Source organism: Streptomyces pimonensis, from assembly GCF_041380215.1.
GTDB classification, from domain to species: Bacteria; Actinomycetota; Actinomycetes; order Streptomycetales; family Streptomycetaceae; genus Streptomyces; species Streptomyces pimonensis.
Genome location: NZ_JAHWZY010000006.1, coordinates 48,663 through 73,883 on the forward strand (window position 1 = coordinate 48,663; position 25,221 = coordinate 73,883).

Below are 25,221 nucleotides of genomic sequence, written 5' to 3' on the forward strand. Positions count from 1 at the left end.
CCTTGAGCGTAGTCCTCCTGCCGTCCGAGCGGTGCCCGCTCGCGCCACGTGTTGCCGTGACGGGTGACACGGCCGCGGGGAGTCGGCGCGCGCCGTCCCTCAGCAGGGGCTCTGATGGTCAACTGCTGCCGAGGGGAAGGACGATGGGAATCGCCGGGCGGCCCGCGCGAGGGTGTGACGGGGCTCTCTCATCCGGCTTTCACCGAGGCCTCATACGGTGGGGGCATGACGCAGGTGACTCCTCCCGGGTGGTACCCCGACCCCGGGCAGACGAATGAGGGGCCGGCCACCGAGCGCTGGTGGGACGGCAGGGCCTGGACGGAGCAGGTCCGTCCGGTGGGGCCGGCCGCCGCCTGGGGTCCCCCGGTGCCGGACGGCACGGGCGGGCCGGCGTATCCGGCCCACCCGGCGTACCCCGCTCCGGCCCCGCCCGGACGAGGGCGCAAGGTGCGGAACGGGACAGCGGTGGCGGCCGTCGTCGCCGTCCTGGCGAGCGTCGGTGTGGGCGTGTACGCGCTGACGGACGACGGCGGGGGCGGCACCACGACCTCGCAGGGGCCGGCCGGGCGGGACGGCGGGCCGTTCGGCGACCCGGACGGACGGGACGGGGGTTCCGGCGGTGCGGAGCCCGCGCCGGACGGGTCCGGGGCTCCGCGGATCGAGAGCGGGTCGGTGACCGACGCGCTGAGCGGCATCAGCCTGCCCGTCCCGGACGGCTGGTACGGCCAGGAATCACAGGTGGGCGCCTCGGTGACGTCAAAGGACTCGTACGACTGTCCCGGCGACACCTCCAGGACGTGCACCGAGGGCGGTGCGTACTCTGCTCCGGCCCTGGCGTTCGGCATCCGCGGGTCCACCGCCGAGGAGGTCGCCAAGGCGGACATCCCCGCCAACGCGGAGGAGAGCTACGGCGGTGCGGCGTACGGAAGGATCACCTCGCACGACGTCCTCGCGTCCAGGGCCGTGACCGTGGCCGGGCAGAAGGGCTATCTGGTGCGCTGGAAGGCGGTCACCAGCAAGGGCTCCGACGGGTACGTCCAGTCGCTGGCCTTCCCGTCGCCCACGCAGCCGCAGCGGATGGTCGTGGTCCGTTTCGGGGTGGACACCGATCAGGGGCAGTCCGTCCTCGACGAGATCACCGAGGGCATCGAGGCGTCGTCGGGCGGCGGCAGCGGCCAGGACGTCTGACACCGCGCGGCCGACGGCCGGACGGGGCGCCCCTCCGCTCAAGAGGCGTCCCACCCGGCCGGGGTGAGCGCCGCCCCCGTCCCCACGGTGCGGCGCGGTCAGGCCGCCGTACGGTGGTCATCCCGTCGACGGCGGCCTGAGTCTCATTCGAGGCCGAGGGCCGGCAGCACGGCGGCCTCCACGAAGCGGATCAGGTACTCCGGGTCCGCGTTGCGGCCCTCCAGTACGGGCCGGACCCGCAGCACACCGAAGATCTGCGCCGGGACGTACTCCAGCGCCGGGTTCCCGGCGGCGACCTCACCGCGCTCGACTCCGCGCCGCAGGATCTCCTGCAGCGCGCCGACCTCCGGGTCGACCAGCGCCTCGCGCAGCGCCCGCGCCAGCTCCCGGTCCTGGACGACCGCGTGTCCGAGCGCCTGGAGCAGCGTGGTGTCCTTCGGCGACCACTCCCCCGCGCACCGCGCCACCTCGCGCAGGTCTCCGGCGAGGGTGCCGGTGTCGATGCGGGCGAACCGCGTCCGCCGGCTGGAGCGCAGGGCGGCGGCGACGAACCGGGGTTTGGTCCGCCACTGCCGGTAGAGGGTGGACTTGCTGCACCGCGTGCTGGCGGCGATGCCCTCCATGGTGACGGCGTCGTAGCCGCACTCGCGGATCCGGTCCAGCACGGCGTCGAAGAACTCCCGCTCGCGCTCCGGCGTGATCTTGGAGCGGCGCGAGGTCCCGGCCGACCCGGGACGGTCCGCGTCCTGTGACGTCATCGGCTCGGTTCCTCGTCCTTCGAGCGGGCACAGGTGATTGATGCGCCAGTGTACCGGTACGCGACCGTACCGGTACACAAGCGTATCGGTACACTGGCGTATCAATACGAGCTCGTGCCGATGAGATGCGGCACCACGCACCGCACGGCCCGGCGCCGGCGGGGCGCCTCCCCCGCTCCGGCTCCGTCCGAGCGGGAGGCACCCCCATCCGCCCTGGGGGTGCCTCTCGGGCCCTTGAGGCACCGGGGGGAGTCACGACTGGCCGCAGCGACGCGGTCGCCCCTCCGGCCGGCCCGCGGTCAGTCCGTGACGATCGCCGGGTCGCTGACGCCCGGCCGGCCGTTCTCGACGTGCCCCGCGAAGCGGCGCAGGTAGCCCGGCTCGGCCGGGGAGGTGACCGTCAGGTCGTACCAGCGGTGGCTCGCGCGCAGGCCGACGGTGCGGTGCACGGTGGCGCCGGGGCGGACGGTGACGGTCGCGGGACGGCCGCGGTAGCCGTCGGCCAGCCGCAGCCGGGCCGTGCCCGGCCCCTCGTTGACGAACGTCAGCCGGATGTCGTCGCCGGTGTGGCGGGCGGTGACCTCGCAGCCCGCGGCCCCGTTCGGTCCCCGGAAGACGCGGAGGAACCCGTTGGGGCCGTGCACGGTCAGGTCGTACGAGCCCTCGGAGCAGGCCGAGTTCCAGGTGTCCGAGATCCTCTTTCCGGCCTCGGTCGTGTAGGTCCAGGGGCCGTCGGCGCGGTTGCCGGACGTGACCAGGAAGCCGGCGCCCGCCCGGGCGCCGGAGGCGAAGGTCAGCGTGAACCTTCCGGTCGCCGGGTCGGCGGAGCCGTCCACCGCCGGGGCGTACTTCAGCGGGCGGGCCGGGCGCAGCCCGCGCTCCTGGCGGGGCATGCCGGTCTCGGCCGGGGGCGTGGGCCGGTAGTCGGGGTGGCGGTCGCGGTCCGGCGGCTCGTAGGCGTCGGTGTCCGGCAGCCGGGCCGGCCGGCTGTCCCTGCGGGAGAAGTCGAAGGCGGAGGTCAGGTCGCCGCAGACGGCGCGGCGCCACGGCGAGATGCCCGGCTCGCGCACACCGAAGCGGCGCTCCATGAACCGGATGACCGAGGTGTGGTCGAACGTCTCCGAGCAGACGTACCCGCCCTTGCTCCACGGTGAGACCACCAGCATCGGCACGCGCGGGCCGAGCCCGTAGAAACCCTCGCGGTGGGTGGCGTCGCCCTCGAAGACGTCCAGGGACACGTCTACGGTGGAGCGGCCCTGCGCGGCCGACTTCGGCGGCAGCGGCGGCACCACGTGATCGAAGAAGCCGTCGTTCTCGTCGTACGTGATGAACAGGGCGGTCCTCGCCCAGACGGCCGGGTTGGAGGTGAGCGCGTCCAGGACCTGGGAGATGTACCAGGCGCCGTAGTTGGAAGGCCAGTTGGAATGCTCGGAGAAGGCCTCGGGGGCGGCGATCCAGGAGATCTGCGGCAGCCGTCCGGCCTTGACGTCGGCGCGGAGCCGGTCGAAGTAACCGTCGCCGTTCCCGACGTCGGTGCCGGTGCGGGCCTTGTCGTACAGGGGGTCGCCGGGTTCGGCTTCGCGGTACTTGTTGAAGTACAGCAGGGAGTTGTCGCCGTAGTTGCCGCGGTAGGCGTCGGAGATCCAGCCCCAGTGACCGGCCGCGTCCAGGCCGTCGCCGATGTCCTGGTAGATCCTCCAGGAGATCCCGGCCTCCTCCAGCCGCTCGGGATACGTCGTCCAGTCGTAGCCGAGTTCGTCGTTGCCGAGGACCGGGCCCCCGCCCGTGCCGTCGTTGCCGGTGTGCCCCGACCACAGGTAGTAGCGGTTGGGATCGGTGGAACCGATGAAGGAGCAGTGGTAGGCGTCGCAGACGGTGAAGGCGTCGGCGAGCGCGTAGTGGAAGGGGATGTCCTCGCGGGTCAGGTACGCCATGGTGGTGGTGCCCTTGGCGGGCAGCCAGCGGTCGTACTTGCCGTTGTGGTAGGCCTCCTGGCCGTCGGACCAGCCGTGCGGCAGCCCTTCCAGGAACTGCATGCCGAGGTCGTCGGCCTCCGGGTGGAAGGGCAGGACCTCGGTGCCGTCGCTCCTGGTCTGGTGCCACACCGGCCTGCCGCCGTCCAGCGTCACCGGATGCGGGTCGCCGAAGCCGCGGACGCCGCGCAGCCTGCCGAAGTAGTGGTCGAAGGAGCGGTTCTCCTGCATCAGGACGACGATGTGCTCGACGTCCTCGATCGACCCCGAGCGATGGTGGGCCGGGAGCGCGGCGGCCCGCTCGATGCTCGCCGACAGCGCACTGAACGCCGTGGTGGCTCCCGTGAGTTGGAGGAATCGGCGCCGGTTGACTCCAGGCATGGGTGAGGGCCTCCCGTACGGTGCCGGATGCTGAGGGGTGCGCGCGGAAGGAGTGTTCCAGGACCGGCGAACGTCGCGGAAGGGCGCGGTGGCTCGGGCGTGAAGGTCGTCGGTACGTGAGGTGCGGCGCCGCCTCGTGGACCGTCCCGGATCACCGTGCGGACCCGGCCGGCCCCGGGGTCCCGCCGTGACAGTGGTCCCGGCGCAGCGCCGCTTCGGCGCCGGTGAGGTGCACGACCGTGGCGAGCCACTGGGCCGCGTACCGGTCGGGGTCCCCCTCGTCGAGGCGGCCGAAGACGTCGCGGGCGCGGCCCTGGCCACCGCGCCGGTGACGAAGCCGCCGTGGCGCAGCGCGGCGGCGTGGCCGCGCGCGGGTCCGGATTCCGGCACAGCGCGTCCGGCGACGGCCCGATCGGCGTGCACCGCTGTGGGGGTGGGCGAAAGACCAGAGGAACCCGCCGACAGCCCACCGGCGCCCGTTCCGGGCCGGGTCGACGGGAGGCGGGGGGAAGCGCGGTCTTTCCGGACGGACGGTGGAATTCGCGCCAGATTGGGCGATGACTGTTTCCGGCCGCGCTTCGAACGGGGCGGCCCCCTGCCCCGGCGCCTCCTGTACGGCGCGGTACGGCCGCTCCGGCCGGCGATGTGCCGCCGTAACCAGGGCAGCGGGGACGCCGTCGTGGGCACGGCGGCCGGTCGCCGCGTTCCGCGCGGGCGGGTGCCGCCCTCCGGAGGGTGTGCGGCTCCGTCGTTTTCGGCCGGGCGGGCACAGCCGTCCCCGCTCCCCGAGGGCCGCCGGGAACGACGGATTGCGTCCGGTGCGGTTCGCACGTGCGTACGCGTCGTGTTGTCCCGGGGCAATCAGGGCACACGGCTCCTGGCGCGGAGGGAGTGCGCGGTCGGCTGCCCAGGGAGCAGCCGCTGACAGAGGGTGGGGGAAATGGTTCGTACTGTCGTGGTGCACGACGAGGAACTGTTGCGATCGGCACTGGTGCAACTGCTCAGATCCGATACCGCGTTGGAGGTCTCGTCCATGTCGCCCGGCGCCAGCCTGCCGGATCACGACGCGTTGCCGACGGACGTGTGGGTCGTGGACGGTGACTGCCTGTGGGGGCCGGGGCAGACACACGACGCGTCCTTCCGGACGCTGTGCGGGGACCGGCTCGTCGTCCTGACGACCGCCAGGCGGCCGGGGATCCTCCGTCGGGCGTTCGACGGCGGTGCGCTCGGGCTGGTCGACAAGAACGCCCCGGCGCGCCGGCTGATCACGGCGGTCCACACGGTCGCCAAGGGGGAACGTTTCCTCGACCAGACGCTCACGGTCGCCCTGCTGGAGGGCGCGGAGATGCCGCTGACCACCCGCGAGCTGAGCGTGCTGTCCCTCGCCTCCCAGGGGGCGCCGATGGCCGAGATCGCGGCCCGTCTGCATCTGTCCCGGGGGACCGTCCGCAACTACATGGCCACGGCGATCCGGAAGGTGGGCGCCCGCAACCGGGTCGACGCGATACGCATCGTCCAGAGCGCCGGATGGACGTGACGGACGTGCGGGGACCGCCCCGGGGACGGCCGGCCCCGGTCAGGGCCTCCGGGCCGGGCCGCCGTTCCAGTGGCCCGTCAGGTCACGGTAGAGCGGTGAGCGCTCCAGCGCCTCCTCGTGCGTGCCGCACACCGCCTGTGTCCCGTCCAGCACCAGTACCCGGTCGGCGCGGACGGCCGACGACAGGCGGTGCGCCACCACCAGCAGTGTCCCCCGGCGCCGCGCGAGGGCCTCCTCCGCGCGCGCCTCGGACGCCGGGTCGAGGTGGCAGGTGGCCTCGTCGAGCAACAGCAGGGGCGCGGGGGACAGGTGGGCGCGTGCCAGCGCGACGAGCTGCCGTTCGCCCGGGGACAGGTCGGCGGGCCGCACCGGGGCGTCGAGCCCGCCCAGGCGCTCGACCAGCGGCCGCAGGCCGAGGGACCCGACGGCGGCGTCGAGGTCCGCGCGGTCCGCGTCCGGACACAGGTACGCGAGGTTGTCCCCCACGGTCCCGGAGAAGACGTACGCCTCCTGGGGCACCAGTACCCGCAGCGCGGCGAGCTCGGCCGGGGCGCGCCCGGTCACCTCCCGTCCGGCCACCCGCACCTGGCCGCCGCTCGGCGCGAGCGTCCCCGCGACCAGGCGGGTGAGCGTCGACTTGCCGATGCCGCTCGGTCCGACGACGGCGAGGCGCTCGCCCGGGGCGACGCACAGGTCGAGCGAGTCGAGGACCGGCTGCGCGCGGGCGCCGTAGGCCAGGGTCACGGACCGCAGCTCCACCGCCGCGGTCGGTCCGCCGCGCACCGGACGTCGCCCGCGCACCGGTGACCGGGCGCCGACGACGGCGGGGCCGGCAGTCGGACGGCGCGCGGCCGGGTGCCCGGGCTCCGGCGTCCCCGTCCCCGTCCCCGCATCCGGCGCCGGCTCCGGCTCCGGCTCCGGCTCCGGCTCCGGGCCGATGATCCGGTCGAGGACGACCAGCAGCCGGGCCCCCGCCGCGCCGAGCGCGGTCATCAGCGTGTGCAGGGCGGGCAGCAGCGACTGGACGAGATAGGTGAAAGCTCCCAGCAGCGCGCCCGCCGTCACTCCCCGCCCGCGCAGCCACGGCACCGCCAGCAGCAGCGCCAGGACGGGCAGCTGACCCGCGACGCCGAGCGCCGCCGTGCGCACCGCCGCCCAGCCGGCCAGGGCACGGGCCGCGGCGGCGGCCCCCTCGACCAGCGCCGCGCCGCGCCGCGCCGCTCCGGGCCCGGTTCCGCAGGCCGTCAGGTCCCGCAACGCCGCCCGTGACCGGGCCGCATGGTCGCCCAGCGCCTCGTCGGCCGCCAGGGCGCGCCGCTGGGCCGCCGCCATGGGCCGCAGCGTCGCCAGGAACAGCAGCAGGCCGCCCGTCAGCGGCGGAAGCACCACCACGAGGAGGGCGGGGTGCAGCGACAGCAGACCCAGCAGCGCTCCGGCGGCGGTGAAGACGAAGGACCTGAGGGTCAGGACGAGGCCGGCGAAGCTGTCCCGGGCGATCTCGACCTGATTCGTCAGCCGGGAGACGGCCGCCCGGTCCGTCCCGCCGGCCCCGTCCCGGACGGCCCGGTCCAGGGACCGGTCGACCGCGCGCCGCACCAGGCCGTCGCGCAGCGGCTCCGTCAGCCCGGCCAGCTGGGTGAACACGCCCCGGATCACCGGGGCGCCGAACAGTACGGCGACCAGCGCGACCGCGAGCCACAGCAACCCCCGGCGCACGTCACCGGCGAGGAACCCCCGGTCGACGGCCTGAGCCACGCCGTAGCCGACGAGGAACGCCTGCCCGGTCTCGGCCAGCGACCAGAGCGCGAGCCGCGCCAGCACCCCTGTGCGGCGGGCGAGGAAACGACGGGCGGGCGGCGCGACGCGGCGCAGCGCCCCGGTCCCGTCGCCCGTCTCCGCGACGCGCGTCACGGCCGTGCCTCCTCGGGTTCGGCCCGGCGCCCGGCACTCGTACCCGGCGCCGCGGTCCCGGTGTCCCCGGCCCCGAAGACCGCCCGGTAACCGGCCGTCCCCCACAGCTCGCGGTGGGGCGCGACGGCCCGCACTCCCCCGTCCTCCAGCCAGATCACCAGGTCCGCCCGGGCCGCCACCGACGGGCGGTGCGCCACCACCAGCCTGGTTCCGGGCCGCACCGAGTGGCGCAGCGCCCGGTCCACCTCGTGCTCCGTGGCGGTGTCCAGACTGGACGTCGCGTCGTCCATGACCAGCAGCCGTCCGGCGTGCGCGAACGCCCGGGCGAGCCCGAGGCGCTGGTACTCGCCGCCCGAGAGCGGCGCCGCGGACAGCGGGGTGTCGTAACCGCTCGGCAGCCGGCGGACGAAGCCGTCGGCGCCCGCGGCCCGGCAGGCCTCCCTGACCTGCTCGGGCGACACCCGCCGGGAGCCGGCGGCGACCACCTGGGCGACCGTGCCCTCGGCCGGCGCCGGGCGCTCGAAGGCGTAGGCGACCTCGGTGCGCAGCGCCTCCCGGGACAACCGGTCGAGGGGGACGCCGTCCAGCAGCACCTGTCCCTCGTCGGGGTCGATCAGCCGACCCGCCACGGCGGCCAGGACGGACTTCCCCGCTCCGCTGCGGCCGACCACCGCGGCGGTGGCGCCGCCCGGCACCCGCACGCCGTCGGCGCGCAGTACCTGCCTGCCGTCGCGCACCACCCGCACGCCGCGCAGTTCGAGTTCGCCCGGTCCCGCCGGGGGAAGACACCGCGTTCCGTGGTCCAGCACGGGCATGCGCGCCAGGGCCAGGGTCCGGTTCCGCGCCTCGCGGCCCCGCACCACCGCGCCCAGCAGGGACGCGGCACCGCCGACGCCGGCCGTCAACTGCGCGTACCGGCACACGGCGAGCAGCTCGCCCACGCTCAGGACGCCCGACGCGAGGCGCAGGCCGCCGACGGCCGTGGCGGCCAGGGTGAGCAGGGGGACCAGGACACCGCTTCGGCCCAGGGCCCGCCCGTGCAGCGCCCACATCCGCCGGCCCAGGGCGGCGAGCCGCGTCAACGGCTCCAGCACACGCGCTCGTTCACGGGCTCCGGTCCCCGCGGCGGCGATCGTCGCCGCGCCCTCCAGGGCCTCCAGCAGCCGGGACGCGATCTGCGACTGCGCCTCCTGGTAGGCGGCCACCGAGGCACCGGTGTCACGGGCGAAGGTCCGCAGCACCAGCGCCAGGGCGGGGAGCCCGGCCAGCACGCAGGCCGCCACCCACATGTCGACGAAGGCCAGCGCCGCGAGCGCGCCCACCGGCGTGACCATCGACGCCGCCAGCGCCGCCCGGGCCGCCGGGGCGCCGCCCGCGTCGGCGGCGTTGAGGGTCAGGCGGGTCCCGACGTCCCCCGGGGTGAAGGGCCGCGCGCGATCCGGTACGGCGCGCAGCAGACCGTCGAAGGCGCGGGAGCGCAGGGACGCCGTCCACACTGCGTTGCAGCGTCCGGTGAACAGGGAGGTGAGGCTGTCGAGCAGCAGTTCACCGAGAAGCAGCGCGGCACTCAGCGCCAGCCAGCGTCCCGCGGCACCGCCGGCCCCGCCGTCGCGCAGGAGCAGATCCAGTGTGCGGCCGAGGGCGAAGGGCTGGGCCACCGTCGCCACGGCCGCTCCGACCGAGCACAGCAGCACCAGCACCTCGGGCGCGCGCCCCGGCTCCGCGCCGTCGGCTCCGTCCCTCGCCCTGCCCGCCCGCCGTGCCCGGAACCCGGTCGTCAGCACCGGCCGGCCTCCTTCCGTCCGTCCGTCCGCCGGAACGTGCTCCGGCGCCCCGGGCCGGAACCCGGGGCGCCGGAGCCGGGGGACGTGACTCACCACGTCGCCCCGGCGGTCAGCACCGGTGTCAGTTGCAGGTGGTGACGCTCAGGCTGCTGTCGCCGCAGAGCAGCAGGCTCGCGCGGCTGCCGCTCTCGACGTCACCCATGGCCTCTTCCTTCGGGGTCTCCATCGACTGCAGGTCGAACAGGTTCATGACATTTCCCTTCGTAGGACAGCGGGTTCTCTTGCATCACGACCCCGGAAGGGGCCGAGTCATGGGGCCGCCCCGGTGTACGCGGCGGCGGGAGGAACGGCAGCCCGGCGGACCGGGTGCCGTGGACGGAGGCGACGGCCAGCAGGCATCCCGCCGTTCCCGTGGAGAGGTCCATGGACAGGCGCATCATCTGCTCACCGGGGAAGGCGAGCCGGTCGCGGTAGGACATGGCGTGCCAGGAGAGCGCGTCCAGCTGACGCCGGACGGCCCGCGGACCGGTGCCGGGCACTTCGGCCGTCGTGCGGCCGAGGTACAGCACCATCCCGGCCACGCCCCGGTACAGGCCCGGCTGGGCGTAGAACATGGCCTGCGCCGCTGCCACGATCTCACCTCTCGCCCGCGCGAACTCCTCGTCCTCCCGGTGCGCCAGGTAGTCGTCGAGCACCATGCCGATGCCCACGCTGCCCGCGCCCAGGTAGGGCATGGTCCGCCAGCCCTCGTCGACCTGGAGTGCGCCTCCTGCGCCGCGGACGCAGCGGGAGAGGTCCTGGCGCAGCGCGTCCCGCGCGAGGTCGAGCAGGGCGGGGTCCCGGTCGCGTTCGTACAGCCGCAGGAAGAGCAGGGCACGTCCCGCCGCGCCGTGCAGCAGCCCCGCGCGGCCCCGGCCGGTGCTCCCGTCCCCGGCCGCCGGCCCGCCCCGGGCGGTCAGCTCGGCACAGCGCCGGGCCGCCGTGTGCAGGGCGGTCTCCCCGGTGGCCGCGGCCAGCGAGTCCAGGGCCAGGCCCACTCCGGCGGTGCCGCTGTGCAGGTCCGGGGCCAGACGGTCGAAGGACTGGTCGAGGAGCAGCTCCGCGAGGTCGAGGGCGCGGTCGTGGTGGCCGAGGTACTCCAGCGTCCAGGCGAGGCCGGCGAGCCCGTCGTGGAAACCGGGCGGCATGCCCGACGGCGGTTGTTTGGTCCGCTCCAGCAGCCACTGCTCCCCGTCCTCGTCCCGCCCCGCCCCGCTCTCGGCCAGGGCGTACAGCACTCCCGCCGCGCCGTGGCCGAAGGCCAGTCCGCCGCCGGCTGTGGCGAACTGCGCGATGTCGCCGGGGAAGAGGCGGTCGGTACGGGAGGGTGTCGCCGACGCGCGGATGGCCGCGGCCATCGAGTCCCGGCTGCGGGGCCAGTCGTCCGGCCGGACCGGAGCCACCGGCCCGCCCGCCCGTCGTGCCGCCGGGGCGCCGGTGGCCCCGCCCGTGATCTCCTCGACCGCCGCGTCCAGGAAGGCCCGGCCCACCGGGAACTGTTCGGCCGCCACCTCGGCGAGGTGGGCCGCCTTGCGCCGGTCCAGCGCCAGCAGACTGGTGAGCGGGAGGAACAGCGCGAGCCTCAGACAGGCCAGCGCATACCGGTCCACCGCGACGCCCCTCCGGTCGGGCGGCGCCACGAACCCCGGGTTGGCGACGGTCTGCCGACCGGCTTCGTCGACCCGGTGGGCCGCCTCGAAGTCCAGCAGGGCGACGCTGTCGTCCTCGCGGATCATGATGTTGAACAGGTGCAGGTCGTTGAAGACCACGCCCCGGGCGTGGACGGACTCGACGGCGCGTTCCACCCGTGCGTGGACGTCGAGGGCCCAGGCGGTGTACTCGGCCAGCCGTTCCTCACCGGGGTCGGCCTCGATGAGCGGGTGCCGGCGGGCGAAGAACGTGTTGAGCGGCTTGCCGTCGATGTGCTCCAGCACCAGGAAGTGGTGCTCCCCGACCGTCAGGTGGTCGAGCACCTCGGGTGTGCAGTCGAGGCCGGACAGCAGCTCCAGCGCCCGGCGTTCGCGGTGCAGCCGGGTCACGGCGTCCGCGCCGTCGGCCGCCAGACCGGCGTGCGGACGGGCTTCCTTGAGGACCACCCGGTCCCCGGTGCGGGAGTCACGGGCGAGGTAGACACCGCCGCCGTTGGAGAAGTGCAGCGCCGACTCGACGGTGTAGGGCAGGCCGCCCACGGTCAGCGCGTCCCTGGCCTTCAGGTGCGGGCGCAGGAACGCGGGCGGATCCACCCAGTCCGGTATGCGGAAGACGGGGCCGCGCAGGTCGGGCACCAGCACGCCGTCGGGACCGGTCACGGCCGGCTGCAACTCCCCGTGCGCGTCGTAGCAGTTACGCCGGGTGAAACCGCCGTACCGGACGTGCACGGGTCCTTCGCCGAGCCGCAGGTCGCTCAGGATGTACGGTCCTGGCTCGCCCGCCAGCAGCTCCGACAGCTCGGCCGCGAGCCGTTCGAACCGCGCCTCGTCCGCCGGGTACACGGTGATGAACTTGCCGCTGCCCGCCCGGTCCGCGTACTTGGCGTTGCGCTGGTGCAGCAGGTAGCGGCTGGGGACGAACTTGAAGGCCGTGCCGCCGGCGACACAGTGCCGCCACACACGACCGAGCACGGACTCGGCGTTGTCGAGACAGGCGGAGACGTGGATCTTCCACCCCTGGTCGGGCAGTTCGGCGTCGGCCGGACGCAGGGCGAGCCAGTCCCCGCTCTCGTTGCGCTGCCATCCCGACGGGACGGGCCACGAGGCCGCGGCGTAACGGGAGTTGCCGGCGCCGGCCGGGGAGACGGTGCGGTGCGGAGCGTCGTAGAAGCACGGGTCCGCGTCGCAGTACACGGCATAGCCCTTGTTCACGCCGTCTCCCTCCCACCGGTTGATGACGGGGACGACGGTGTCACGCGACGCGCCGTCCCGCACAGTCACCTCTGTCATCACTCCGGTGTGCGGAACGCACGGGTAACTTCACGGGGTTCCGTACGGCGGACGTCCCGTTGCCGGGGTGGAGGCGGCGTCGTCATGACGGTGGCGACACGACGTCGAGGACGACGGGAGCCGCACGATGCCGCACACCACCGCCTTCGCCGGGAACCAGTGGTACGTCGCCGCCCCGGGTGCCGGCCGCGTCGACGACGGCGGGGGCGCGGAGGACGCCGCGGTCCGTGCGCACCCCGCGCACCGCGCCGTCGGCGGTGCGCAGGACCCGGGTCGCCTCGCGGCCGCTGAGCGGCCGTGCCCCGGTCGGCGAAGGGCCGTCTCAGTCGGCGGAGTGGACCACTCGCAGATGGGAGGCGGCGCGGCGGGGCCCGCGGCCCCCGGACGGTGCTCGGCGCGCCTCGCGAAGGACCAGCGTCAGCCGGGTGCAGTCCATGTCCCGGAGGGCCGGGGTCGTCTCCGCGACGATCCGGCAGTCCGTGGCGCCCCAGCGCGGATCGGGGTGGATCAGCGGCCGTACGGCGCCGTCGGGTTCGGCGGCCCGCTCGCCGACGGCCCGCAACCAGTGCGGCAGTCCGTGCCGGTAGGCGGCCTCCATGAGGGGGTCCTGGGCGATGTCGCGGCGGATGGCCTGCAACCCGTGGTCGTGGCCGTACCGTTCGACGGTCTCGGCGAAGTGGGCCAGCATCGGCAGGCACCAGCTCGACTCGTGGTCGCCGAGCACCGTGGCCGCGTCCGGGTGGAAGAGGACGAACCGGAGGAAGTTGTCGGAGGGCAGGGCCGTGGGGTGCGGCTCGACGTCCTGGAAAAGCGCCCGGAAAGCGGCGTTGGCGAGCATCACGTCCCAGCGGTGGTCGACCACCAGAGAGGGGAAGGGGACCGCCTCCAGGAGTGCGGCGTAGTCCTGGAGATAGGCCTGGACCTCGGGAGTCCCGGGGACGGGCCGCGGTGCAGGCCGCTGCCCTCCTGCCTGATGTGCCATCGGGAGGTCACCCCTCTTGCCTGTGTGGCCCTGACGCGGCGTCCCGATCCTGCTGCCCGTACATGAGGCGTGTCAACTATCGTGGCATTCCATGCCGGTTGACGGCTGAAATTGGCCACAGTTGTGGCGAGACCTGGATGTGGGCTCGAGGCAACGGCTAATCTCCGTGAAGTTCACGGCAATCGTCTGTGAGAAGCCTGTGAGAGACGTAGGAGATCTTCCGGTGACGGGTGGCTTCGAGGGTCCGGACGCCGTGCCGACGACCGCGCTGCCGGCCGTCGTCGCCCGCGTCACCGCACTCGCCGACCGGCTCGGCGTGGCGCACGCCGAGGTCTTCGACGTCGGTCGGCTGTCCGCCGCCTCCGGTGTCCCGGAGTCCGTGGTCAAGGCGCTGCTGAGCGGCCGGTCGGCGGGCGAGCCCGATGTGCAGGCGCGGTTCGTGCAGCGGCTGGACCTGCTGCGCCGCACCCGGTTGAAGCCGAACGGCCGCAGGTACACGCAGCAGGAGATCGCCGACGGCGCGGGCATGTCCCGGCAGCAGGCCGGCGCGCTGATCAACGGCGACCGACGTCCGACCATGGAGCACTGCGACGCCATCCAGCGGTTCTTCCGGGTGCACGCCGGTTTCCTCACCGCCGAGGACCCCGAGGCGCTCACGGGCGCGCTCCAGCACACCGAGCAGGAACTGCTGCAGAAACTCGCGGACCGGGAGCGGGCGGCCGCGCCGGCCGACGACCCGCTGGAGCGGCTGCTGCAGGACCACGGGGTGCGCGGGATCGCCTGGCGGGCCGCCCAGCTACCCACCGACCAGCACCGCGACAAAGTCGCGGAGTGGCTGGACATGCTCCTGGAGAGTGTTCAGCGACCCAAGGCCTGACCCGGGGAGGACAGTGGGCATCGGCAGGGAGATGCGCCGCCTGTGCGGCGAGTTGCTGGCGGAGCTGACGCTTCCCGTCCCGGCGCGGTCCACCGATCTGTACGCGGCTCTGTGCGAGGCGATGAGCAGGCGCCGCGGCCGTCCCGTGCTGTTCCGCACAGCGGTCTTCCCGCCCGGCACGGCGAGCGGGTTGTGGCTCGACATGGCGGACCAGGACCTCGTCGTGATCGAGGAGCGCACGGCCCCGGACCACCAACTGGTGATCCTGGGTCACGAGCTGTGGCACATGCAGGCCGGCCACCGCGGTCGCCACCACGTCCGGGGAGCCGAGGTGGCGACGCGCCTTCCGGGCCGCACCCTCGACGAGGACGCCCTGCGGGCGACCGTCCTGAAGGCCGCCGCACGCACCCGGTCCGACCTCGCCGAGGAGAAGGAGGCCGAGGCCTTCGGCCTGCTGCTGGCCAGCAAGTGCCGGACTCGGCTGGCCGGTTCGTCGCTGCGCGGGCCGGTGCGGCGGGATCGGCTGGCGGGACGGATCGAGGCGTCACTGGGGTACCTGGGGCCGCAGGGCTGAGCGGCACGCCCCGGCGCGTGAGCCCGCCGGGCGGGCGAACCGGACCGGGGCGGCATCCGATTGTCAGTGGGGGGCGGCAAGCTGGAGGCGAACCGTCACCGACCGCGACAGGGGGAGAACCGAGCGATGTCCACCGCACTACTCACCGACCGCGAGCGCACCGCCGTCCAGGCCTACCTGCGGCTGCTGCACACGGTGCGCGCCGCCCTGGACACCCGGCCGGGCCCGCCCGGGCCTCCCGGGCCCCCGGTGGTGCCGCCCTCCGTGCTCGCCGAGGCGGAGACCGCCCTGGCCCGGGCGGGCCTGTCCGGGAACGAGGAGGTGTTCTTCCGGATGCTGCGCGACTGGCACCCCGAGCCGTAGCCGGCCGTGTCCCGCCCGTGGCGGCGGTCGCCGTCCCGCTCAGACGTGCGGGACGGCGACCGCGGTCACGACCAGGCCTCCCCCGGTGGCCCAGCGGCCGGTGAAGTGACCGACCTCCCGGGCACCCACGCGCGGGCCGGGGACGAGGAGGGTGGCACGGAAGCCGCCGCGGGCGTGCTCTCCGGGGTCGGCGAAGAGGTCGAGGTCGGCCTCCATGAAGTCCAGCCACTTCCCGGTGAGCGGGAACCACGCCTTGTAGACGGACTCCTTGGCGCTGAACAGCAGCCGGTCCCAGTGCACGGCGGGCAGTTCCCGCGCCAGCGCGCCGACCCGCGCCGCCTCCTGCGGCAGCGCCACGGAGGACAGGACGCCCTCGGGCAGCGGAGCGTGAGGCTCCGCGTCGATGCCGAGGGACGCCAGGTCGACGGCGCGCACCAGGGCGGCGGCGCAGTAGCCCTGGCAGTGGGTCATGCTGCCGACCACCCCGTCCGGCCAGACGGGGGCGCCCCGCTCACCGGGCAGCACCGGCCGCGCCGGCACGCCCAGCTTGTCCATGGCGCGGCGGGCGCAGGAGCGCACGGCGGTGAACTCCCGGCGGCGTTTGGGGACGGCGCGCTCCAGCAGCGCCTCCTCCTCGGGGTACAGCGGGGCGTCGACGCCCTCGTCCCCGTAGGCCTCGACGGCGACCACCGTCTGCGGCAGCAGCTCCTCGATCATCGCCCCTCGTCCTCCCGCGGCACGATCCGGCGCAGCCGCCCCGGCGGCTGTTCCCGTTTGCGCCACTCGCGCGGATAGCCCACCGACACCTCCTCGAAGCGGACGCCGTCCTGCCGGGTGGTCCGGGGGATGTGCAGATGGCCGTAGACCACGGTGTGGACGGGGAACCGACGGTGCCAGTCGTCGGTGAGCATCGTGCCGCACCACATGGCGAACTCGGGGTACCACAGGACGTCCGTCGGATGACGGTGCAGTGGCCAGTGGTTGACCAGGACCAGCGGCAGTCCGTCCGGCACCTCGGCCAGCCGGCGTTCGGTCTCGGCTACCCGGGCCCGGCACCAGGCCTCCCGGCTCGGGTACGGGTCGGGGTGCAGCAGCTGCTCGTCGGTGCAGACGACCCCGGTGCCGTGCGCGTACTCCAGCCCCTCGTCCTTGGTGGTGCACCCGGGCGGCAGGAACGAGTAGTCGTACAGCAGGAACAGCGGGGCGACGACGACCGGGCCGCCGGGGCCGTCCCAGACGGGGTACGGGTCCTCGGGTGTGACCACCCCGAGGTCGCGGCACTGTTCGACCAGGTGGTCGTAGCGGGCGGTGCCGCGCAGGGTGACCGGGTCGCTCGGATGGGTCCACAGTTCGTGGTTGCCGGGCGCCCAGACGACCTTGGCGAACCGGCCGGCCAGGGTCTTGAGGGTCCAGTGGACGTCCTCCACGGTCTCCGCGACGTCACCGGCCACGAGCAGCCAGTCCCCGTCCGACTCGGGCCGCATGCCGTCGACCAGGGCACGGTTCTCGGCGTAGCCGATGTGCAGGTCGCTGATGGCCCACAGCTGTCCGCCGCCTGTCCCCGACATCCCCGCCACTCCTTCAGCCGTCGCATCCGACACCACGAGATCACATCGGCGCCGCCGGAACAAGCCGTGCCCCGCCGTCCGCGTGCGGTACGGGAACAACCTGCGAAGCCGTATGATCTGCCCCGACACCACCGCCGTGAGACATCCTTCCACAGGGCGGTTCGGTGACCCTCCGCACTCCTGCCCGGGCAACGGGCCGCCGAGCCCTGCCCGCGACCCCCGAAAGGCGGCCCGCATGGTCTCTCGCGTACGCGTCTGGCTCAACCGCACGTACGCGGAGAACGTGTTCTTCATGGATCAGCTGCGGAGGAATCCCGACGACCGGGCCGTCGAGATCCACGCCACCCACGGCGACCCCGACTCCCCCGTGCCGGCCGCCGCCGACACCTCCGAACCTGAACCCGAGGGGCTGTCCCCGGCGGCGTACGTCGAGTACGCGCTCGCCCAGTGCGAGCGGCGCGGCATCGACGTGTTCGTGCCCCGGCTGCACCAGGCGGCGATCGTCGCGCGCCGCGCCGAGTTCGAGGCGGTCGGTACGGCACTGCTGGCGCCGCCGCCCGAGGCGGTGGCCGTGTTCCACGACAAGGTGACCGCCTATGAGGCGGTCCAGGCGATCGGGGTGCCCGTGCCGCCGTGGTGGCGGGTTCGCACTGCGGAGGAACTCGTGGCTGCGGTCGACGAGTTGGAGGCGCACGGGTATCGGGCCTGTTTCAAGCCCGCCTCCGGCGCGGGCGGGGTGGGCTTCCGCGTGATCACCCGCGCGCCCTTCTCGCTCGCCCAGGTGAGCGGCTTTCCGAGCCCGTACGTGCCGCTCGGCCCGGTGCTGGACGCCCTGCGGGAGGCCGACGAGCCGGTGGACTGGCTGGTGATGCCCCGGCTGGAACAGCCCGAGGTGTCGGTGGACTGCCTCACCGGCACCGACAACCGGGTCCGGCTGGCGGTGGGGCGCACCAAGAACGGCCGGCGCAGGGGCTTCACGCTGCACGAGCAGTGGCTGGAGCCGGCCCGGCGGATCGCGGAGGGCTTCGGACTGCACCATCTGTCCAACATCCAGTTCCGGATGCTGGGCGGACGGCCCGTGCTCATGGACGTCAACACCCGGCCGGCGGGCGGGCTGCACCAGCTGGCGCTGTGCGGGGTGAACGCCCCGTGGGCCGCCGTGCGGCTGGCGCTCGGCGAGGATCCGGGCGAGATGACGCCCCCGTTCCTGGGTCAGGACTACACGGTGGTGTCGGGTCCGCGTCCGCTGCTGCCGGTGCCCCTGCCGCAGCAGCGGACCGACGCGGACACGCTGGGGGCCGTACCGGCTCCGGCGCCGTCCGTGGAGCCTCGGACGGTGGCCGGAGCCCCCGCGTAGGAATTCCCCGGAAGAAATTTCCGCCGGGGGTGTATCAGGGGCCGGGTCGTGTGCTCTTGATGGTGAAGGCGACTTGGGGGAGCCGCCGGGGGGGGGAGCACGGGGGAACGGGGGGCTCGGGCCGGTCGGTCGCTGTCACGGGGGGCGACCGACCGGCCCGAAACCGTGCCCGCCCGCTATCCGAGGTAGGCGAGGCCGGGGTGGACTGCGGTGTAGCCGTCGACGAGACGGCGGGCCACGTCCACGGAGTCGACGAGCGGATGCAGCGCGAACGCCTTGACGGCCGTCGCACGGGAACCCGACCGGGCGGCGGCGAGCACCTCGCGCTCGACGGCCTTCACGGCGCAGACCAGACCGGTGGCGTGGTCGGGCAGCGGGTCGACGGAGACGGGGTGCGCGCCACTGGCGTCCACCAGGCAGGGGACCTCGATGACGGCGTCCCCGTCCAGGGGTGGCAGGGTGCCGCGGTTGCGGACGTTGAGGATCAGGGTGGCGCGTTCGTCGCGGGCGATCGCCCGCATCAGGGCGAGTGCCACGCCCTCGTACCCGCCGGACAGGTCCTCCTCCTCCCGTTCGCCCGCACCCGCCGCCTCCCGGTTCTCGGCCATGTAGGTGGCCTCGCGTTCGGCGCGGGTGCGGTTCCACAGCTCCAGGGCGGGAACACCGGGCTCGGCCACCCCGGCGTAGAACCGTGCCTGCTGGTCGTGGAGGAATGCGCCCCGGGTCCGGTCCGCCTGCTGGTAGGCGTGCACGGCCTCACGGTTGAAGTAGTAGTAGTGCAGGTACTCGTTGGGGATCGCGCCCAGGGAGCGCAGCCAGTCGGCACCGAAGAGCCTGCCCTCCTCGAAGGAGCCGAGCAGGACGGGATCGGCGAGCAGGCGCGGGAGTTCGTCGCGGCCGGCGACCCGCAGACCGCGGACCCAGCCGAGGTGGTTGAGGCCGACGTAGTCGACCCACGCCTCCCCCGGCCGCGCGCCGAGCACCCGGGCGATGCGGCGGCCGAGGCCGACCGGTGAGTCGCAGATGCCGATGACGCGGTCGCCGAGGTGACGGGACATGGCCTCGGTGACCAGTCCGGCGGGGTTGGTGAAGTTGATGACCCAGGCATCGGGGGCGAGGCGGGCCACCCGCCGGGCGATGTCGACGGCGACGGGCACGGTGCGCAGACCATAGGCGATGCCGCCCGCACCGACCGTCTCCTGGCCGAGCACGCCCTCGGCGAGGGCGACCCGTTCGTCGTGCGCCCTTCCTTCGAGACCGCCCACACGGATCGCGGAGAAGACGAACGCGGCGCCGTGCAGCGCCTCGTCGAGGTCGGTGGTGACGGTCACCTCGGGCGCGTCGGACACACCGGCGGCCTGTTCGGCCAGCACCCGGGCGATCGCGTGCAGCCGTCCGGCGTCCACGTCGTGCAGGACGACACGGGTCACCCGGCCCTCGGCGTGGTCCCCGAGCAGCGCCCCGTACACCAGCGGCACGCGGAATCCCCCACCGCCCAGAATCGTCAGCTTCACATCCGCACCTTCCCACCACGACGAACCGGGACGACCCTACTCGCGGCGCGGCCGCACCGGGCACGCTCCACCGCCCCGACCCGCTGGAGGGCGGCCGGCCACGGCCAGCCGCTCCGCGCCCCACCGTCCGCTGTCCGCTGTCCGGCCGCAGCGAAATCCCTCTCACCGGTGAGGGCCGGGCCCCGGGACCTCGCGATACTGGAACGGCCCCCCGCCCCGAGGAGCCTCCCATGTCCCTCCGGTCCGCCTTCGCGCCGGTCGTCGTCCGCTGGCGTGCGGCGAATCCGTACGCCCTCGACACGGCGCTCGCCGCGCTCGTGCTGTTCGCCGTCTCCCTGCAGTGGATGTTTCCCGACGAGGGCGAGGACCCCCTGTCCTGGCAGGGCTGGCTGCTGGGCGCCGCCACCGCCGTACCGCTGGTCTGGCGGCGGCGGGCGCCGTGCGCGGCGGCGGGCGCCGTGTCGGTCGCCACCCCGGTACAGGCGCTGTACCACGCTCCCCCGCCGGACGTGATGTACGGCGGAATGGTCGTCCTGTACACCTTGGCCGCCCTCGGCAAGCCCTGGCAGCGGAGGATGATGCTCACGGGCTGGATCGTCGGGGTCGTCGTGACCATGCAGCACCAGACGGACAAGGAACCCTTCGAGTACGCCTTCCACCTGATGGGCCTCGTCTGCGCCTACGCCCTCGGAATGCTCGCCCGCGTACAACGCGCCTACACCACCGAGCTGGAGGGACGGGCCCGTCGGCTGGAGCGGGAGCGGGCCGCGGACACCGCGTGGGCCCGCGCCGAGGAACGCGCCCGCATCGCCCGGGACATGCACGACATCCTGGCGCACGCGGTGAGCCTGATGGTGGTGCAGGCGGAAGCCGGGCCCGTGGTGGTGCGCAAGGATCCGGAACGCGCGGAGGCCACGTTCGACACCATCGCGGAGACCGGCCGGGACGCGATGGCCCAACTACGGCGCATCCTGGGCGTACTGAAGGAGGAGCGGCCGGACGGCGAGGCCGGCGGCCGCATGCCGCAGCCGGGCGTGGCGGCGCTGCCCCTGCTGGTCCGCCAGGTGCGGGAGTCCACGGGGCTGCGTACCGAGCTGCGCACCACGGGCGTGCCCCGCCCGCTGTCCTCGGACACCGAGGTCGCCGCCTATCGTGTGGTCCAGGAAGCTCTCACCAACACCGTGAAGCACGCCCGTGCCTCCCGTGCCGTGGTGGAGCTGGACTGGACGGAGGACCGGGTGACCCTCACGATGACGGACGACGGACGGGGACCGTCCGCGTCGGCCGGCGGACACGGGCTGATCGGCATCAGGGAGCGGGCCGCCGCCTGCGGGGGCAGCGCCGAGACCGGCAGCGGCCCGGACGGCGGCTTCCGGGTCGTCGTGCGCCTGCCGGTGGCCACCGACCGGGAGGGAGCCCTCGGGTGAGCATCCGGGTGGTCGTCGCCGACGACCAGGAACTGGTCCGGGCCGGCTTCGGCATGATTCTCGACGCCCAGGACGACATCGAGGTGGTCGTCGAGGCCGACGACGGCGAGCAGGCCGTCGCGGCGGTGCGCCGACACGCCCCGGACGTACTGCTGCTGGACATCCGCATGCCGGTGATGGACGGCCTGGAGGCGGCCCGGCAGGTGTGCGCGCAGTCGGGCTGCAAGGTCGTCATGCTGACCACGTTCGACCTGGACGAGTACGTGTACGAGGCGCTGTACGCGGGCGCCAGCGGCTTCCTGCTGAAGGACGTCCGCCGGGACGACCTCGTGCACGCGGTGCGGGTGGTCGCGGCCGGCGACTCGCTGCTCGCCCCGGCGGTGACCCGGCGGCTGGTCGCGGACATCGTGCGGCGCCGCCGGGAACGGGCCACCACCGAGACCGCCACCCCGCAGCGGCTGGACGCGCTCACCGCCCGCGAGGCGGAGACGCTGCGGCTGCTGGCCCGGGGCCTGTCCAACGCGGAGATCGCGACGGCCCTGTTCGTCAGTGAACACACCGTCAAGACCCATGTGAGCAACATGCTGGGCAAGCTCGGTCTCAGGGACCGGGTACAGGCGGTGATCTGCGCGTACGAGACGGGGCTGGTCGTTCCGGGTTCCCCCTGAGGGGTGAGCGCCCGGGCCTTCTCCCCCGTACGGGCGAGGGCCGCGAACCGCTCCTTCCGGCGATCCGTCGCACCACCCCGTGGCACGAGTCTGGGAGGCGACGACGAACCGACACTCGCCGGGAGGGACCGTGCTTTCCGCACTCGCCCGGGCGGCCACCCGCCGCCCCTTGACCGTGATGCTCCTATGGGGGCTCTTTCTGCTGCTGGGCTTCGGGCTGGGGACGGGCGTGTTCGCGCGGCTCTCCGACAACGTGCCCGAAGTGCCCGGAAGCGAGTCGGAGTCGGCGGCCCAGTACCTGGACCGGGTCGGCCCGGTGGGCGAGTCGGTCACCGGCGTGGTGGCCGGCACGGCCGTCTCGGACGCGAAGCTGCGCGCCGAGGTCGGGCGGGCCGTGGCCGACGTCCGGAGGGTCACCGGGGTCGCCGCCGTGCCCGACCCGTACACCACGCGCGGGCTGACCTCAAAGGACGGGCGGGCGCTGATCATCCCGGTCACGCTCGAGGGCGGCCTGGACGACGACGCCGAGGAGCACGCGCTCGACGCGGCGGCCGAGCGGATCCGGGAGATCGACGCCCCCGACGTCCATGTGAGCGGAGGCCCGCTGCTGGGACAGCAGCTCGGTGAGCGCGCCCAGGAGGACGTGAAGAACGCGGAGTTGATCTCCCTGCCGGTGGTACTGGCGCTGCTGCTCGTGGTGTTCGGCGGGCTGCGTTCGGCGCTGCTGCCGCTGGTCGTCGCGGTCGGCGGCATCGCGGGGGCATTCCTTGCGCTGTTCCTCTTCAGCGAGGTCACGGACATCTCCGTGTACGCGATCCAGGTGACGACGATGCTGGGGCTCGGGCTCGCCGTGGACTACGCCCTGCTGATGCTGGTGCGGTTCCGGGAGGAGCGCCGGCACACGGAGGACGTCGTGGAGGCGGTGCACCGCACGGTCGCGGCGGCCGGACGGACGGTGCTGTTCTCCGGACTCACGGTGGCCGTCAGCCTGACCGGGCTACTGGTCTTCCCGAGCGTGTTCCTGCGCAGCATGGGCCTCGCGGTCGCCGCGGTGGTCGTCATCGACATGCTGGCCGCGCTCACGCTGCTGCCCGCGCTGCTGGCCCGGTTCGGCGGGCGGATCACCCCGGCGAAGAACCGGCCGGAGGGCGAGGAGGGCCGGGTCTTCGCACGGATCGCCCGCTTCGCCGACCGGCGCCGGATCGCCGTCCTGGCCGTGGCCGTTCCGGTGCTGCTGGTGCTGGCACTGCCGGTGACCGGGATGCGGATCGCCCTCGGGGACGCGCGGCAACTTCCCTCGGACACCGAGGCCCGGCGGTTGCACGACACCGTGGGCGACCACTTCCCGCCGGGGACCGGGGTCACGCCGATCACCGTGGTCGTGCGGCCCGGCGCCGACGGCGCGACCGCCGACGGGCTCCGCGCGCTGTCCCCGGCCACCACGGTCCGTGAACTGCCCGGTGGCGCCACGGTGCTGGAGATCCGGCCGCCCGGCGAGGCCGACGGCGAGGAGGCGACCGAGCTGGTCGACCGGGTGCGTGAGGCGCGCGGCGGCGAACCGGTCGAGGTCACCGGGCCCGCGGCCCGGCTGGTCGACTTCCGCGAGATGCTCGCCGAACGGGCGCCGTGGGCGGCCCTGACCGTCCTCGTCGGCATCTTCGTGCTGCTGTTCGCGTTCACCGGTTCCGTGCTGCTGCCGCTGCGCACCGTCACGACGACGCTGCTCAGCCTGGGCGCCGCGCTCGGGGCGGTGGTGTGGGTCTTCCAGGACGGTCATCTGGCGGGGCTGCTGGGCGCCGAGGGGCTGGGCGCGCTGAGTCTCACCGCGCCACCGCTGATCATCGCGATCGCGTTCGGACTCGCCATGGACTACGAGCTGTTCATCCTGGCCCGGATGCGGGAGGCCCGGCAGCGCACCAGCGACGACGCACAGGCCGTGGTGGACGGGCTGCGCAGCTCGGGCAGGGTGGTCACCTGCGCGGCGCTGCTCCTGGCGGTCGTCTTCGCCGCCTTCATGACGGGCGGCTTCTCACCCATCCTGCAGATCGGACTCGGTCTCACCCTGGCCGTCCTCATCGACGCGACCGTCGTGCGCATGCTCCTGGTCCCGGCCACCATGTCCCTCCTCGGCCGCCGCGCCTGGTGGGCCCCGGCGCCCCTGCGCAAGGCCCATGACCGCTTCGGCCTCCACGAGGAGCCGGCGGAGACGGCCCGGCCGCGCGTGCCCACGGGGGTGTGAGCACCCCCCCTCGCCACGCCGCCCCCTCCCGTCGCTGGGGGCTCCGCACCGGACCCTTGTCCGTGTGGTTCCCCGCGCCCGTGACGGGCGCGGGGAACCACGGCGTATCCGCGCCGCCACACCACCCGTCCGGCGCCCCCTGCGCCCGTCCGCACCGCTTCGGGACATGGACTCCCCACAACCGCAGGAGCCTTGTCAGTAACGCGCAGGGCAACAACACCGTGTTCGCCATGATGCACTACGGCGCCTCACCGGGCGGTCCGTGCAACGGGACCAGCGGCATCGACGGCTCGGCCACCTGCCAGGGCACGGCCTGCCGGGCGGCTTCCACACGTACCGAAGGGAGCGGGACCGCCCGACGGGTACGGAGGAGGTCCGCTTCTCCCTCGACGGCGCCGCCTTCACACCGTGCGGGGGAACCAGGTCGACGCGACGGCCTGGGCGCACGCGACGAACCACGGCCACGTCATCCTCCCGGACGCGGCGACGGGCGACGGCTTCCCCGACGCCTTCGGCGGCGGCCCGGACACTCGATGTCCGTGACTGCGTGCAGGTGTTGACCTCCGGCGGCGCCGCTTCCCGCCGGCAACCGCGACGCCTACGGCGCCGTCCAGACCGAGTGCTACGACGGCCGGAGCGGCACGACGACGGAGAACACTTCGGGCTCCGGCGGCGGCCAGAACGTGGGCGCACCGGCCGATGGTGACCGGCGGCGGTTCAAGGGCGTCGCCTTCGGCTCGAACCCGGCCCGGCAGTTCTCCGCGCGGGTGGCGAGCGGCGCCGCCTCCGGCCTGAGCGGATTGGTCGAGGTGCGTCCGGACAGCCGGAGCGACGCGCCCGTCGGCGGGTTCGCCGTGGTCGACACGGGCGGCCGGCAGCCCCGGCGGACACCGGCGACGTGACGAGCACCCACGCCGTCCACCCGACCTTCACCAGCGGTCAGCCGTCGGACCTCGCGAACGCCAGCCGGTTCCCCCTCAGCCACTGGTCCCGCCCCCGCACCGGCCCTTCCGGCCGGGTGGGAGGGCTTCACACACGCGTGGAACCCTCTTCCGCATGCCCCGGCCGGAAGCTGCATGGCCATGACGGTTCCGCGGTACCCGGGGCCGCGGAGGAGGGGCGGGCCGTCGGCACCGAGGACG

The 25,221-nt window shown here is 74.1% G+C and carries 20 protein-coding genes and 2 pseudogenes; 11 read left to right on the forward strand and 11 right to left on the reverse strand.

Annotated features, from left to right (window positions below; translation table 11 throughout):
* Positions 1-225: 225 nt before the first annotated feature.
* A complete protein-coding gene (locus KYY02_RS08120; protein ID WP_371236908.1) occupies positions 226-1,188 on the forward strand; it encodes a DUF2510 domain-containing protein in 963 nt (320 codons plus the stop codon).
* A 143-nt stretch (positions 1,189-1,331) separates the two neighbouring features.
* Here KYY02_RS08120 and KYY02_RS08125 read toward each other — a convergent pair whose 3' ends face one another.
* Together KYY02_RS08125 and KYY02_RS08130 are read right to left on the reverse strand one after the other, a co-directional pair.
* The gene (locus KYY02_RS08125) at positions 1,332-1,946 is read right to left on the reverse strand and encodes a TetR/AcrR family transcriptional regulator (protein WP_371236909.1); all 615 of its coding nucleotides are present in this window, start codon (positions 1,944-1,946) and stop codon (positions 1,332-1,334) included.
* Between the two features lie 299 nt (positions 1,947-2,245).
* Entirely contained in the window at positions 2,246-4,300 is a 2,055-nt protein-coding gene (locus KYY02_RS08130) for a phosphocholine-specific phospholipase C (protein ID WP_371236910.1), read from the reverse strand.
* Between the two features lie 940 nt (positions 4,301-5,240).
* Here KYY02_RS08130 and KYY02_RS08135 point away from each other — a divergent pair.
* Positions 5,241-5,837, forward strand: coding sequence for a response regulator transcription factor (locus KYY02_RS08135; protein WP_371236911.1), 597 nt, complete (start codon positions 5,241-5,243; stop codon positions 5,835-5,837).
* A gap of 39 nt (positions 5,838-5,876) precedes the next feature.
* On the opposite strand, the gene KYY02_RS08140 is transcribed toward KYY02_RS08135, so the two are convergent.
* The 6 genes and pseudogenes from KYY02_RS08140 to KYY02_RS08165 all read right to left on the reverse strand — a co-directional run bounded on the left by KYY02_RS08140 (position 5,877) and on the right by KYY02_RS08165 (position 13,492).
* Positions 5,877-7,748 carry an ATP-binding cassette domain-containing protein gene (locus KYY02_RS08140; protein WP_371236913.1) on the reverse strand — a complete coding sequence of 624 codons (1,872 nt, stop codon included), beginning with the start codon at positions 7,746-7,748 and terminating at the stop codon, positions 5,877-5,879.
* The gene (locus KYY02_RS08145; protein ID WP_371237111.1) at positions 7,745-9,529 is read right to left on the reverse strand and encodes an ABC transporter transmembrane domain-containing protein; all 1,785 of its coding nucleotides are present in this window, start codon (positions 9,527-9,529) and stop codon (positions 7,745-7,747) included. The genes KYY02_RS08140 and KYY02_RS08145 overlap by 4 nt, the downstream gene beginning before the upstream one ends.
* 124 nt (positions 9,530-9,653) lie before the next feature.
* Positions 9,654-9,782: a mycelium formation morphogenetic lantipeptide SapB gene (gene ramS, locus KYY02_RS08150; RefSeq protein WP_149551904.1), complete on the reverse strand. Its 129-nt coding sequence runs from the start codon at positions 9,780-9,782 to the stop codon at positions 9,654-9,656.
* Positions 9,727-12,432, reverse strand: coding sequence for a class III lanthionine synthetase LanKC (lanKC, locus tag KYY02_RS08155; RefSeq protein ID WP_371237112.1), 2,706 nt, complete (start codon positions 12,430-12,432; stop codon positions 9,727-9,729). Before lanKC ends, ramS begins: the two co-directional genes overlap by 56 nt.
* 246 nt (positions 12,433-12,678) lie before the next feature.
* Positions 12,679-12,817, reverse strand: a pseudogene (locus KYY02_RS08160) (FAD-dependent oxidoreductase); the annotation flags it as partial.
* A 15-nt stretch (positions 12,818-12,832) separates the two neighbouring features.
* Positions 12,833-13,492: an MmyB family transcriptional regulator gene (locus tag KYY02_RS08165; protein ID WP_371236915.1), complete on the reverse strand. Its 660-nt coding sequence runs from the start codon at positions 13,490-13,492 to the stop codon at positions 12,833-12,835.
* 223 nt (positions 13,493-13,715) lie between these two features.
* Between KYY02_RS08165 and KYY02_RS08170 the strand changes: the two genes are divergently transcribed.
* The 3 genes from KYY02_RS08170 to KYY02_RS08180 all read left to right on the forward strand — a co-directional run bounded on the left by KYY02_RS08170 (position 13,716) and on the right by KYY02_RS08180 (position 15,306).
* Positions 13,716-14,369, forward strand: coding sequence for a helix-turn-helix domain-containing protein (locus KYY02_RS08170; RefSeq protein WP_371236917.1), 654 nt, complete (start codon positions 13,716-13,718; stop codon positions 14,367-14,369).
* A 31-nt stretch (positions 14,370-14,400) separates the two neighbouring features.
* Positions 14,401-14,943 carry a toxin-antitoxin system, toxin component gene (locus KYY02_RS08175; RefSeq protein ID WP_371237114.1) on the forward strand — a complete coding sequence of 181 codons (543 nt, stop codon included), beginning with the start codon at positions 14,401-14,403 and terminating at the stop codon, positions 14,941-14,943.
* 126 nt (positions 14,944-15,069) lie between these two features.
* Complete coding sequence (locus KYY02_RS08180) at positions 15,070-15,306, forward strand: hypothetical protein (protein ID WP_371236918.1); 237 nt, start codon at positions 15,070-15,072, stop codon at positions 15,304-15,306.
* Positions 15,307-15,345: 39 nt separating this feature from the next.
* Here the strand turns inward: KYY02_RS08180 and KYY02_RS08185 are convergent, their stop codons facing one another.
* Positions 15,346-16,023, reverse strand: a complete 678-nt coding sequence (locus tag KYY02_RS08185) for a 4'-phosphopantetheinyl transferase family protein (protein WP_371236920.1) — start codon at positions 16,021-16,023, stop codon at positions 15,346-15,348.
* Positions 16,020-16,874, reverse strand: a complete 855-nt coding sequence (locus KYY02_RS08190) for a metallophosphoesterase family protein (RefSeq protein ID WP_371236921.1) — start codon at positions 16,872-16,874, stop codon at positions 16,020-16,022. The genes KYY02_RS08185 and KYY02_RS08190 overlap by 4 nt, the downstream gene beginning before the upstream one ends.
* Positions 16,875-17,109: 235 nt before the next feature.
* Here KYY02_RS08190 and KYY02_RS08195 point away from each other — a divergent pair, with 235 nt between their 5' ends.
* Positions 17,110-18,231 carry an ATP-grasp domain-containing protein gene (locus tag KYY02_RS08195; protein ID WP_371236923.1) on the forward strand — a complete coding sequence of 374 codons (1,122 nt, stop codon included), beginning with the start codon at positions 17,110-17,112 and terminating at the stop codon, positions 18,229-18,231.
* 176 nt (positions 18,232-18,407) lie between these two features.
* Here KYY02_RS08195 and KYY02_RS08200 read toward each other — a convergent pair whose 3' ends face one another.
* Positions 18,408-19,745, reverse strand: coding sequence for a 6-phospho-beta-glucosidase (locus tag KYY02_RS08200; RefSeq protein ID WP_371236924.1), 1,338 nt, complete (start codon positions 19,743-19,745; stop codon positions 18,408-18,410).
* A gap of 230 nt (positions 19,746-19,975) precedes the next feature.
* On the opposite strand from KYY02_RS08200, the gene KYY02_RS08205 reads away from it, so the two are divergent.
* The 5 genes and pseudogenes from KYY02_RS08205 to KYY02_RS08225 all read left to right on the forward strand — a co-directional run.
* Positions 19,976-21,172 (forward strand): sensor histidine kinase, encoded by a 1,197-nt coding sequence (locus KYY02_RS08205; RefSeq protein ID WP_371236925.1) that lies wholly within the window; start codon positions 19,976-19,978, stop codon positions 21,170-21,172.
* Positions 21,169-21,840, forward strand: coding sequence for a response regulator transcription factor (locus KYY02_RS08210; RefSeq protein ID WP_371236927.1), 672 nt, complete (start codon positions 21,169-21,171; stop codon positions 21,838-21,840). Before KYY02_RS08205 ends, KYY02_RS08210 begins: the two co-directional genes overlap by 4 nt.
* A 130-nt stretch (positions 21,841-21,970) precedes the next feature.
* The gene (locus tag KYY02_RS08215) at positions 21,971-24,079 is read left to right on the forward strand and encodes an MMPL family transporter (RefSeq protein WP_371236929.1); all 2,109 of its coding nucleotides are present in this window, start codon (positions 21,971-21,973) and stop codon (positions 24,077-24,079) included.
* Positions 24,080-24,487: 408 nt separating this feature from the next.
* Positions 24,488-24,622 carry a hypothetical protein gene (locus tag KYY02_RS08220; RefSeq protein ID WP_371236931.1) on the forward strand — a complete coding sequence of 45 codons (135 nt, stop codon included), beginning with the start codon at positions 24,488-24,490 and terminating at the stop codon, positions 24,620-24,622.
* 131 nt (positions 24,623-24,753) lie between these two features.
* A pseudogene (locus KYY02_RS08225) lies at positions 24,754-24,981 on the forward strand (carbohydrate-binding protein); the annotation flags it as partial.
* Between the last annotated feature and the right edge of the window lie 240 nt (positions 24,982-25,221).

Coding starts and splice junctions, on each gene's coding strand:
- KYY02_RS08120 (WP_371236908.1), top strand. CDS start 226: ATGACGCAGGTGACTCCTCCCGGGTGGTACCCCGACCCCGGGCAGACG.
- KYY02_RS08125 (WP_371236909.1), bottom strand. CDS start 1,946: ATGACGTCACAGGACGCGGACCGTCCCGGGTCGGCCGGGACCTCGCGC.
- KYY02_RS08130 (WP_371236910.1), bottom strand. CDS start 4,300: ATGCCTGGAGTCAACCGGCGCCGATTCCTCCAACTCACGGGAGCCACC.
- KYY02_RS08135 (WP_371236911.1), top strand. CDS start 5,241: ATGGTTCGTACTGTCGTGGTGCACGACGAGGAACTGTTGCGATCGGCA.
- ramS (WP_149551904.1), bottom strand. CDS start 9,782: ATGAACCTGTTCGACCTGCAGTCGATGGAGACCCCGAAGGAAGAGGCC.
- KYY02_RS08165 (WP_371236915.1), bottom strand. CDS start 13,492: ATGGCACATCAGGCAGGAGGGCAGCGGCCTGCACCGCGGCCCGTCCCC.
- KYY02_RS08175 (WP_371237114.1), top strand. CDS start 14,401: ATGCGCCGCCTGTGCGGCGAGTTGCTGGCGGAGCTGACGCTTCCCGTC.
- KYY02_RS08180 (WP_371236918.1), top strand. CDS start 15,070: ATGTCCACCGCACTACTCACCGACCGCGAGCGCACCGCCGTCCAGGCC.
- KYY02_RS08185 (WP_371236920.1), bottom strand. CDS start 16,023: ATGATCGAGGAGCTGCTGCCGCAGACGGTGGTCGCCGTCGAGGCCTAC.
- KYY02_RS08190 (WP_371236921.1), bottom strand. CDS start 16,874: ATGTCGGGGACAGGCGGCGGACAGCTGTGGGCCATCAGCGACCTGCAC.
- KYY02_RS08195 (WP_371236923.1), top strand. CDS start 17,110: ATGGTCTCTCGCGTACGCGTCTGGCTCAACCGCACGTACGCGGAGAAC.
- KYY02_RS08205 (WP_371236925.1), top strand. CDS start 19,976: ATGTCCCTCCGGTCCGCCTTCGCGCCGGTCGTCGTCCGCTGGCGTGCG.